Below are 10,248 nucleotides of genomic sequence, written 5' to 3' on the forward strand. Positions count from 1 at the left end.
CAATACTCATGCACGGGCAGGCCCGAACGCTGGCAGCCGCCGCATCGCAGCGGCTGCGCAGGGTCGGCTTGCAGCGTGATGTGAACGTGTTCGGGGCCGTCCTGCAGGTCGGCGACGTGAAATCCCTCCCAGAACGGGAGGCAGGCTTTACCATCTGACATGGGAACGGTGGCTCCGGATTGGACGTTTGCTCGACACAAACATCTTCACCCGGATCTACCGTTCCTTTTTGATGCCAATCCACGGACTTCGGTGAAGAACCAAAACAAAGGCCACCTTGCGGCGGCCTTCGGATTGCGAACACACCGGGCGGTTCACTCCGCCGCTGCCACCTTGGCCTGCGGCGGCGCGCTCTGGTAGATCAGGTAAGGCTCGGACTTGTGTTCGATGACGGATTCATCGACCACCACCTTGCTGACGTTTTCCATCGACGGCAGTTCGTACATCGTGTCCAGCAGCACCGATTCCACGATGGTGCGCAGGCCGCGCGCGCCGGTCTTGCGCTTGAGCGCCTTGCGGGCGATGGCGGCCAGCGCGTCCGGACGGATTTCCAGCTCCACGCCTTCCATCTCGAACAGCTTGCGGAACTGCTTGGTGATGGCGTTCTTCGGCTCGGTGAGGATTTTTACCAGCGCCGACTCATCCAGTTCTTCCAGCGTGGCGACCACCGGCAGGCGACCGACGAACTCCGGGATCAGGCCGTACTTGATGAGATCCTCGGGCTCGACGTTCGCCAGCACCTGACCCACGTCAGCCTTGCGCTCGGTGCTTTTCACCTTCGCGCCAAAGCCAATGCCGCCGGCCTCGGTGCTGCGTTGCTGGATCACCTTGTCGAGGCCGGCAAACGCGCCGCCGACGATGAACAGGATGTTGCGGGTGTCAACCTGCAGGAACTCCTGCTGCGGGTGCTTGCGCCCGCCCTGCGGCGGCACGCTGGCGACGGTGCCTTCGATCAGCTTCAACAGCGCCTGCTGCACGCCTTCGCCGGACACGTCGCGGGTGATCGACGGGTTTTCGGACTTGCGGCTGATCTTGTCGATTTCGTCGATGTAGACGATGCCCTGCTGCGCCTTCTCGACGTCATAGTCGCACTTCTGCAGCAGCTTCTGGATGATGTTTTCCACGTCCTCGCCGACGTAGCCGGCTTCGGTCAGCGTGGTCGCATCGGCCATGGTGAACGGCACGTTGAGCATGCGCGCCAGCGTTTCCGCCAGCAGCGTCTTGCCGGAGCCGGTCGGGCCGACCAGCAGGATGTTGGACTTGGCAAGCTCGATATCGTCCGACTTCTGCCGGCTCTCGATGCGCTTGTAGTGGTTATAGACCGCGACCGCGAGCGTCTTCTTCGCCCGCTGCTGGCCGATCACGTACTGGTCGAGGACTTCGAGGATCTCGCGCGGCTTGGGCAGCGAACTGCGGCCGGACTGCGCCTTCTCTTCCAGCTCTTCGCGGATGATGTCGTTGCAGAGTTCAACGCATTCGTCGCAGATGAACACGCTGGGGCCGGCAATCAGCTTGCGTACCTCGTGCTGGCTCTTTCCGCAGAAGGAGCAGTACAGGATCTTGCTGGTGTCGCCGGTGTTGCGTCCCTGACGGTCTTCGCTCATTCGCCACTCATCACTCGCCGCGCTGCGCGGCTTCGGCCCGAGAATACCATACGCCCCCGCCGGGCCAAGCGGGGACGAAAATCATCGTGAAATCAGCCAGTTGGGCATCCCGCGTGGACGCCCATCACTGCATCAGCCCGCCTGAATCGACTCGTCGGGGCGGCGTGCCAGCACTTCGTCCACCAGCCCGTAGGCACGGGCGGCTTCGGCGCTCTTGAAGTTGTCGCGCTCGGTGTCGCGGGCAATCGTCTCGACCGGCTGGCCGGTATGACGAGCCAGGATCTCGTTCAGGCGCTCGCGCATGGTGAGGATCTCGCGCGCCTGGATGTCAATGTCGGTGGCCTGCCCCTGCGCGCCGCCCAGCGGCTGGTGGATCATCACCCGCGAGTTCGGCAGCGCATAACGCTTGCCCGCCGCGCCTGCCGCCAGCAGCACCGCGCCCATCGAGCAGGCCTGCCCGACGCAGATCGTGCTCACGTCCGGCTTGATGTACTGCATGGTGTCGTAGATCGCCATGCCGGCGGTGACGATGCCACCCGGCGAGTTGATGTACAGGCTGATGTCCTTTTCGGGATTTTCGGCCTCAAGGAAGAGCATCTGTGCAACGACCACGTTGGCGACGTGGTCATCGATCCCGCCAACCAGGAAGATCACCCGCTCCTTCAACAGGCGCGAATAGATATCGTACGCGCGCTCGCCGCGGCTGGTCTGTTCGACCACCATCGGCACGAGGTTCAGGGCTTTGATCGGATCCATGGGGTCTCGCTCGGAAAAGTTTGCTTCAAAAACAGGTTGCGTCAGAAAACCGGATCAGCCGATGGCTTCCTGGAAGGTCAGTGCCTTCTCGGTGTGCTGCGCACGTTCGGCGATCCAGTCGATCACCTGCTCTTCCATCACGCGGTTCTGCAGCCCAGCCATCAACTGGGGATCGTTGCGGTACAACGCAATGACCTGTTCCGGCTGTTCGTAGGTGGAGGCGATCAGGCGCATGGTTTCGTTCAGGCGGGCCGGCTCCAGGCGCAGTTCGTTGCGACGGGCGATTTCGCCCACCAGCAGGCCAACCAGCACGCGCTTGCGGCCGGCTTCCTTGAAGGCTTCGAAATCGGCACCGACCTGCTGGCCCTGGCGACGCGCCTGCTCGACGGCGTTGGCATGCAGCGCGCGCGCTTCGTTTTCAACCAGACGCGGTGGCAGTTCGACGTCCTTGTAGGCTTCGACCAGTTGCTCGCCCACTTCGCGGCGCAGGCGGTTCATCAGCGCGCCCTTGAGCTCGCGCTCCAGGTTGCTGCGAATCTCGGTGCGGAACTGTTCCATCTCGCCGCTCTTGACGCCGAAGCTGCGGATGAAGGCAGCGTCCGCTTCCGGCAGCACGCGCTCGGCGACGTCCAACAGCTTGAAGGTCGAGGTCACGGTCTTGCCGGCGAACTGCGGCATGTGCCAGTCGGCGGGCAAGGTCACGTCGAGGGTCTTCTCCTCGCCCGGCTGCATGCCGACGATGGCGGTTTCCACTTCCGGATACATCGCGCCGGAGCCCAGCACGGTGCTGGTCTTCTCCACGCCTTCGGCCGGCATGCGCTGGCCGTCGATGACGCTGCTGGTTTCCAGATTGACCAGATCACCGGCCTTGGCTTCGCGGGTGACCTTGGTCCAGCTGGCACGCTGCTGGCGCAGGTTCTCCAGCATGCGGTCGATGTCGGCATCCAGCACTTCCGAGGTGTGGCGTGTGACCTGCAGCTTGGTCATGTCCAGCTCGCCGAAGTCCGGCACCAGCTCGACCGAAGCCACGTACTTCAGCTCGCCCTCGCCAGCTTCGTCGTCCTTGCTGATCTGCGGGGCACCGGCCACGCGCAACTCGTTCTCGCGCACGGCCTGATCCATGCCCTGGCGCAGCAGGCCGTCGAGGATCTCGGCGCGCACCTGGTCGCCGAAACGCTGCTCGACCACCTTGGTCGGCACCTTGCGCGGACGGAAGCCCTTGATGCGGGCAGTGCGCGCGATCTCGCGCAGGCGGCCACCCACCTGATCGTCAACGTCGCCGGCAGGCAGGCTGAGGATGACGCGGCGTTCGAGGTTGCCGATGGATTCGACCGAGACTTGCATGATGCGATGACTCCTGGGCGGGTTCGTGCGAACCCGGTTTGCGATTGCGGGATGGCATGTGCGCGGCAGCCGCCACGCGGAACGCGCTAGTTTCGCCGATTCCGGCGCTTCCCGCCAGCTTTTGCGGGCATCTGACAGCACATCACGACGAAAGAGCGCACAAAAGAAAACGCCCGGCTCGTGGCCGGGCGTCTCGGGATTGGTGGGCCGTCAAGGATTCGAACCTTGGACCTATTGATTAAGAGTCAACTGCTCTACCAACTGAGCTAACGGCCCGAGAAGCGGAATTATAGCGGTGGAACTTGCTTTTGCAAATCTGGCTTTCACAAATCCGCATTTGCAAAAGTGGGGTGGCTGAGGGGACTCGAACCCCCGACAACTGGAATCACAATCCAGGACTCTAACCAACTGAGCTACAGCCACCACATGAAACGTCTTCGACCAAACTGGCGCGCCCGGCAGGAATCGAACCTGCAACCACCGGCTTAGAAGGCCGGTGCTCTATCCGGTTGAGCTACGGGCGCCCGGGCCGGAATTGTCGCATCGAAGTGGTCGGGGTAGAGGGATTCGAACCCCCGACATCCTGCTCCCAAAGCAGGCGCGCTACCAGACTGCGCTATACCCCGCCGATGGAACCGACACCGCTGCGCTTGCAGGTCTTCCGTGACGCGCCAGCGTGACGAAAGGCCGGGCATTGTCGGGCTGCGGGCCGGTGCTGTCAACGCGGGCAGCTTGGAAACACGTGGCACGGCTACAATGGCCGCTGCGCGAAAGTGGCGGAATTGGCAGACGCCCTGGATTTAGGTTCCAGTGCCGCAAGGCGTGCGGGTTCGAGTCCCGCCTTTCGCACCAGCACATGAACGCATGCAGCGGCGACCTTGAACCCGCCGCGAACATCGCCATCTCGGGGTATGCTCCCCCGCAAGCGGCAACGGCCGCGTTCAAGAAGGATCAAACGCCATGATGCGCAGCGGCAATCCCGCACTGAAGGAAAGTACCTTCCTCGACCTTGGTTCCGGCACCCTCGTCAAGGGTGATGCCGGAGCGATGACGCTCAACGGCACCGTCAACAAGACCGCACTGTTGCTGGTCATCACGCTGGCGGGCGCACTGTTCAGCTGGTCGCAATTCACCACGGCGCTCGCCGCAAACAACCCCGGCGCGGTGATGCCCTATGTCTGGGGCGGCGCAATCGGCGGTTTCATCGTTGCTCTGGTCACCGTCTTCAAGAAGGAATGGGCACCGTTCACCGCACCGCTGTACGCGGCGCTGGAAGGCCTGTTCCTGGGCGCGGTGTCGGCGATGTTCGAACTGCGCTTCCCGGGCATCGTGATGCAGGCCGTGGGCCTGACCTTCGGCACGCTGGCGGCACTGTTGATGGCGTATCGCAGTGGCCTGATCAAGGCGACCGAGAACTTCAAGCTGGGCGTGGTGGCAGCCACCGGCGGCATCGCCCTGCTCTATCTTGTCAACATCGGTTTGGGCTTCTTCGGCAAGTCGATCCCGTTCATCCACGAAAGCGGCCTGCTGGGCATCGCCTTCTCCGGCTTCGTGGTGGTGATCGCCGCGCTGAACCTGGTGCTGGACTTCGACTTCATCGAGAACGGCGTGGAACAGGGTGCGCCGAAGCACATGGAGTGGTACGCGGCGTTCGGCCTGCTGGTGACGCTGGTGTGGCTGTATCTGGAAATCCTGCGTCTGCTGAGCAAGCTGCAGTCGCGCGATTGATCCCGTTCGCGGGATGAAGAAAAAGGGCGCCGATTGGCGCCCTTTTTCGTTGGTTCCAGGAAGTCAGCCGAGCAAGCTCGGCTGCTACAAATGCCGCTGCGCGAATCACCCGACGGTCTCGCCGTCTATGCGATTACAGGCGCGTGATGATCGCCTTCGCAAACGACATCGTATTGCCGCTGCCGCCCAGATCCGGCGTCAGCGAATCCCTCGCTTCCAGCGTGGCGATGATGGCATTGCGCAGGCGCGCGGCCTGCTCCGGCATGCCGAGGTGATCCAGCATCTGGCCTGCACCCAGCAGCAGCGCGCAGGGATTGGCCTTGCCCTGGCCTGCGATGTCCGGCGCGGTGCCGTGGACGGCTTCGAAGATCGCTGCGTCGGTGCCGATGTTGGCACCCGGCGCGAGGCCAAGCCCACCAACCAGACCCGCGCACAGGTCGGAAATGATGTCGCCGAACAGATTGGTGGTGACGATCACGTCGAACTGCTCGGGGCGCATCACCAGCTGCATGCAGGTGTTGTCCACGATCATCTCGTTGCACTCGATCTCGGGATACTGCTGGGCCACTTCGCGCGCCACCTTCAGGAACAGGCCCGAGGTGGTCTTGAGGATGTTGGCCTTGTGTACCACGGTGACCTTCTTGCGGCCGGTGTTGCGGGCCAGATCGAAGGCATAGCGGACGATGCGCTCGGAACCCTTGCGGGTGATCTTCTGCATCAGGGTGGCAGTTTCGCCGTCTTCGGTGATGGCCTGCCCTTCGCCGATGTAGGCACCCTCGGTGTTCTCGCGCACCGTGATGAGGTCAACGCCGCTGGGGAAGCGCGACTTGGTATTGGGGAACGACTTGGCCGGGCGCACGTTGGCGTACAGGTCAAAGCGCTTGCGCAGTTCCACATTGATCGAGGAGAAGCCTTCGCCAACCGGCGTGGTGAGCGGGCTTTTCAGCGCGATCCTGTTCTTGCGGATCGAGTCCATCGTTGCCGCCGGCAGCAGCTCGCCGGTCTTTTCCAGCGCTGCAAGGCCGGCGTCGGCGAATTCGTAGGAAAGGCCCAACTGCATCGCGTCCAGCACATGCAAGGTGGCGTCCATGATTTCCGGGCCGATGCCGTCGCCGCGGATGACAGTAATCGTCGTCATTTTCAATGCGTCCAGACAAAAAATCGAAGCCGTCATTCCGGCGAAAGCCGGAATCCCGCTTTTGGATAGAGACCAATAAAGGCTGGATCCCGGCTTGCGCCGGGATGACAAACACTCAGCCGCAATTATGCCCGAAGCGCCGCCCGGCCCGGTATCGAACCTTGGTCGGAATACCGCCGCAGGCGCTCAGTCGTGGCCGTGCGCGGCTGGCGACGCGGCCTGCCCCTGCTCCAGCTGGTCGAGGAAATCCACCGCGCGGCGCATGTGCGGGATGACGATGGAACCGCCCACCACCAGCCCGACCGAAAACGCCTCGAACATCTCCTCGCGGGTGACGCCGGCATCCTTGCACTGGGCGACGTGGTAGCTGATGCAGTCGTCGCAGCGCAGCACCATCGAGGCCACCAGCCCGCACAGTTCCTTGGTCTTCACGTCCAGCGCGCCGGCTGCATAGGTCTGGGTGTCCAGCGCGAAGAACCGGCGCACGACCTGGTTGGGTTCGTCCAGGATGCGCTTGTTCATGCGCTGGCGGAACTCGGTGAACTGCTTGACGCGATCTTCAGTGCTACTCATCAATAGCTTCCTCAAGGTTATTCGTTGCCGTCCATGGCGCTGCATTTTCACCCCTCAAACCCCTGCCCGGCCATCCTTGGCCGGTCATTCGCTGTTGCAGGCGGCATGCCGCCTTAGCGCAACAGCTCATCCAGCTTGCCTTCGCGATGCAGGGCCATCATGTCGTCGTAGCCGCCGACGTGGACATCGCCGATGAAGATCTGCGGCACGCTGGTGCGTTTGGTCAGCGCGACCATCTTTTCGCGCTCGGCGGGATCAAGGTCAACGCGGACTTCCGTCCACTGCCGGCCCTTGCTCTTGAGGAAGTTCTTGGCCGCCACGCAGTACGGGCAGATGGCAGTGCTGTAGATGAGGATGGCGGGGGCGCTGGGCTCGCTCACGGCGGTCTCCGGAACATTGGGGGTGGAATCTGGTCGAATATGGGGCCGTACACCGCGCATTTCCAGCCGCTCAAGCGCCGTTCACGCCCAATTGCCGCACACACCGCATCCTGACCGCATGAATCCAGTCCGCCGCCTGCTGCCTGCCGCCCTCGCCTTCGCCCTGTCCGCCGGCAGCGGTGCCGCCATTGCGCAGGAAAGCCGGCTTCCCGATATCGGCTCGTCCGCGGGCAGCATCCTGACCCCGGCCAAGCAGGCCGAATACGGCGCGATGACGCTGGCGCAGCTGCGCCACGCCGGCTACATCCTGGACGACCCGCTGCTGGACGGCTGGCTGCGCGATGTCGGCATGCGCCTGGGTGGTGCCAGCGACAGGCCGCAGCAACCGTTCACCTTCTTCCTGCTGCGCGAGCGCCAGATCAACGCCTTCGCCACGCTGGGCGGCTACATCGGCGTGAATGCCGGGCTGATCCTTGCCGCCGAACGCGAGGACGAAATGGCCGGCGTGCTGGCCCACGAAATCGCCCACGTCACCCAACAACACGTCCTGCGCGGCGTGGAGCGTGCGCAGCGCGACAGCCTGCCGATTCTGCTTGCAACGCTGGGCGCGATCATCGCGGCCCAGCAGGCCGGCGGCAATTCCAGTGACGATGCCACCTCCGCCGCGCTGATGACCGGGCTTGGCCTGATCCAGCAGCGGCAGATCAACTACACCCGCGACAACGAAGCCGAAGCCGACCGTATCGGCATCCGCTCGCTGGCGAACGCCGGCTACAACCCGGAAGGCATGGCGGATTTCTTCCAGACCCTGCAATCGGTAGTGCGCATGAACCAGGGCGACGAGCGCAGTGCCACGCCCGGCTACCTGCAAACCCACCCGCTGACACTGAGCCGCATCAGCGAGGCGCGCGAGCGCGCCCAGCAATTGCGCCAGAACGGCACCATCGGCACTGCGACTGTCTCCACGCCGAACGCCTCCCGCAGCGAGCCCTTCCTGCGCCAGCCCGACTACGCCGGCAGCACCTCAAACACACCAAATCCACTGCTGCCGGCTTCGCTGCGCTTGCCTTCGCACGCCACCGCCAGCGGCGAGACCGGCGACTTCGGCTGGGCACGCGAACGCCTGCGCGTGCTCAGCGCCAACACCCCGGCGCAGGCAATCCGCGAATACCAGCAGATGCGCGCGCGTGAGCCGCTGAATGAAGTGCAGCGCTACGGGCTGGCGCTGGCGCATCATCAGGCAGGACAAAACGCGGATGCACTGCGCGAACTGACGCCGCTGGCGGAGGCATATCCAGGCAACCTGTGGCTGCAGATCGCGATGGCCGAAGCCGAAGCCGAAGCCGGCAAGACCGCGCAGGCCGACCAGCGCCTGGAAACCCTGCTGGCGCGCCTGCCCAACCACCGTGCGGCGGTCTTGAGCTACGCGAAGCTGCTGGGCGAACGCAACACGCGCGAGGCCGGCGTGCGTGCAGTCGCGCTGCTGCGCCCGCTGCTGGGCACCGGCAACCAGGACCTGCCGTTCCAGCAGGTCTATGCCCGCGCCAACGAGATCGCCGGCGACCCGGTGCGCGCCGGTGAAGCCTGGGCCGAGGCCGCCTACCTTGGCGGTCGCCCGGAACAGGCGCTGGTGCAGCTCAACAACCTGAAGAAGCGCGAAGACCTGGACTACTACGCACGCAGCCGCATCGACGCGCGCATCGCCGCGATCACCCCGATCGTGCTGGAACTGCGCCGGCAGGGCATCCGCGACGAAGACGCCACCGGTAGATGACACTGTCACCGCATCGTCACAAAATCGTCGTGTAATGGCGTCATCGCCGCCTGCCCAAACCACATGCTCAAGCGCATCCTGATCGTCGATGACGAACCCGCGATCCGCGACATGGTCGCCTATGCTCTGCGCAAGGGTGATTTCGAACCCATGCATGCCGGCGACGCCCGCGAGGCGCAGGAACGGATCGCCGAGCGCGTGCCCGACCTGATCCTGCTGGACTGGATGCTGCCCGGCACCAGCGGGCTGGAACTGGCGCGGCGCTGGCGCAAGGATGCGCTGACCCGCGACATCCCGATCATCATGCTGACCGCGCGCGGCGAGGAAAACGACCGCGTTGGCGGGCTGGAAGCCGGCGTCGATGACTATGTGGTGAAACCCTTTTCCGCACGCGAGCTGCTGGCCCGCATCCGTGCGGTGCTGCGGCGCTCGCGCGGGGACGACGAGGACGGCAGCGTGCAGATCGGCGCGCTGCGCATCGACGGCGCGGCGCATCGCGTGTTCGCCGAAACCGACGGCACACCAACCCCGGTACAGATCGGCCCCACCGAATACCGCCTGCTGCATTTCTTCATGACCCATCCGGAGCGCGTCTATACCCGCACCCAGTTGCTCGACCACGTCTGGGGCGGCAGCGTGTATGTGGAAGAACGCACCGTTGATGTCCACATCCGCCGCCTGCGCAAGACGCTGGAACCGCACGGGCTGGACGCGATGGTGCAGACCGTGCGCGGCGCGGGTTATCGGTTCTCCGCGTCGGCATGAGCCGCAGCAGCATGCACTTGTCTCCCTCCCCTGCTTGCAGGGTTGGGGTGGGGTGGGGTCATGCCTTGCCTCGATGCATGATGCTGGTCGCGGGGGCCCCCCCCACCACCCCCCCCCCCCCCGGGGGGGTCTGAAAAAAACCCAACTAGCCCCCCCCCCCCACCCCCCGGGTACCCCACCACCGCC

At 64.4% G+C, this 10,248-nt stretch carries 9 protein-coding genes and 5 tRNA genes; 4 read left to right on the forward strand and 10 right to left on the reverse strand.

The window, feature by feature from the left end:
- Positions 1-314: 314 nt before the first annotated feature.
- From clpX to QM612_RS10800, 7 genes are all read right to left on the reverse strand, one after another.
- Positions 315-1,604 (reverse strand): ATP-dependent Clp protease ATP-binding subunit ClpX, encoded by a 1,290-nt coding sequence (gene clpX, locus QM612_RS10770; RefSeq protein WP_415253892.1) that lies wholly within the window; start codon positions 1,602-1,604, stop codon positions 315-317.
- Between the two features lie 132 nt (positions 1,605-1,736).
- Positions 1,737-2,360 (reverse strand): ATP-dependent Clp endopeptidase proteolytic subunit ClpP, encoded by a 624-nt coding sequence (gene clpP, locus QM612_RS10775; RefSeq protein ID WP_415253893.1) that lies wholly within the window; start codon positions 2,358-2,360, stop codon positions 1,737-1,739.
- Between the two features lie 54 nt (positions 2,361-2,414).
- Positions 2,415-3,704 (reverse strand): trigger factor, encoded by a 1,290-nt coding sequence (tig, locus tag QM612_RS10780; RefSeq protein ID WP_415253894.1) that lies wholly within the window; start codon positions 3,702-3,704, stop codon positions 2,415-2,417.
- Between the two features lie 200 nt (positions 3,705-3,904).
- Positions 3,905-3,980, reverse strand: a tRNA-Lys gene (locus QM612_RS10785).
- Between the two features lie 70 nt (positions 3,981-4,050).
- Positions 4,051-4,127: transfer RNA gene (locus QM612_RS10790), tRNA-His, on the reverse strand.
- A 24-nt stretch (positions 4,128-4,151) separates the two neighbouring features.
- Positions 4,152-4,228 (reverse strand) — tRNA-Arg (locus QM612_RS10795).
- Positions 4,229-4,253: 25 nt separating this feature from the next.
- Positions 4,254-4,330, reverse strand: a tRNA-Pro gene (locus tag QM612_RS10800).
- A 141-nt stretch (positions 4,331-4,471) separates the two neighbouring features.
- Here QM612_RS10800 and QM612_RS10805 point away from each other — a divergent pair.
- Both QM612_RS10805 and QM612_RS10810 read left to right on the forward strand, forming a co-directional pair.
- Positions 4,472-4,556: transfer RNA gene (locus tag QM612_RS10805), tRNA-Leu, on the forward strand.
- 111 nt (positions 4,557-4,667) lie between these two features.
- Positions 4,668-5,432 (forward strand): Bax inhibitor-1/YccA family membrane protein, encoded by a 765-nt coding sequence (locus tag QM612_RS10810; RefSeq protein WP_415253900.1) that lies wholly within the window; start codon positions 4,668-4,670, stop codon positions 5,430-5,432.
- 133 nt (positions 5,433-5,565) lie between these two features.
- On the opposite strand, the gene QM612_RS10815 is transcribed toward QM612_RS10810, so the two are convergent.
- The 3 genes from QM612_RS10815 to grxC form a co-directional block, all read right to left on the reverse strand.
- Positions 5,566-6,570, reverse strand: a complete 1,005-nt coding sequence (locus QM612_RS10815; RefSeq protein WP_415253895.1) for an isocitrate dehydrogenase — start codon at positions 6,568-6,570, stop codon at positions 5,566-5,568.
- Positions 6,571-6,756: 186 nt separating this feature from the next.
- Positions 6,757-7,143, reverse strand: coding sequence for a carboxymuconolactone decarboxylase family protein (locus QM612_RS10820; RefSeq protein ID WP_415253896.1), 387 nt, complete (start codon positions 7,141-7,143; stop codon positions 6,757-6,759).
- 113 nt (positions 7,144-7,256) lie between these two features.
- On the reverse strand, positions 7,257-7,583 hold the full coding sequence (gene grxC / locus QM612_RS10825) for a glutaredoxin 3 (protein WP_415253897.1): 327 nt from the start codon (positions 7,581-7,583) through the stop codon (positions 7,257-7,259).
- Positions 7,584-7,641: 58 nt separating this feature from the next.
- On the opposite strand from grxC, the gene QM612_RS10830 reads away from it, so the two are divergent.
- The gene (locus tag QM612_RS10830) at positions 7,642-9,297 is read left to right on the forward strand and encodes a M48 family metalloprotease (RefSeq protein ID WP_415253898.1); all 1,656 of its coding nucleotides are present in this window, start codon (positions 7,642-7,644) and stop codon (positions 9,295-9,297) included.
- A gap of 63 nt (positions 9,298-9,360) precedes the next feature.
- Positions 9,361-10,062, forward strand: coding sequence for a phosphate regulon transcriptional regulator PhoB (phoB, locus tag QM612_RS10835; protein ID WP_415253899.1), 702 nt, complete (start codon positions 9,361-9,363; stop codon positions 10,060-10,062).
- The last annotated feature ends 186 nt before the right edge of the window (positions 10,063-10,248 follow it).

This window comes from Thermomonas sp., assembly GCF_047606765.1.
In the GTDB taxonomy this organism is placed as follows: domain Bacteria; phylum Pseudomonadota; class Gammaproteobacteria; order Xanthomonadales; family Xanthomonadaceae; genus Thermomonas.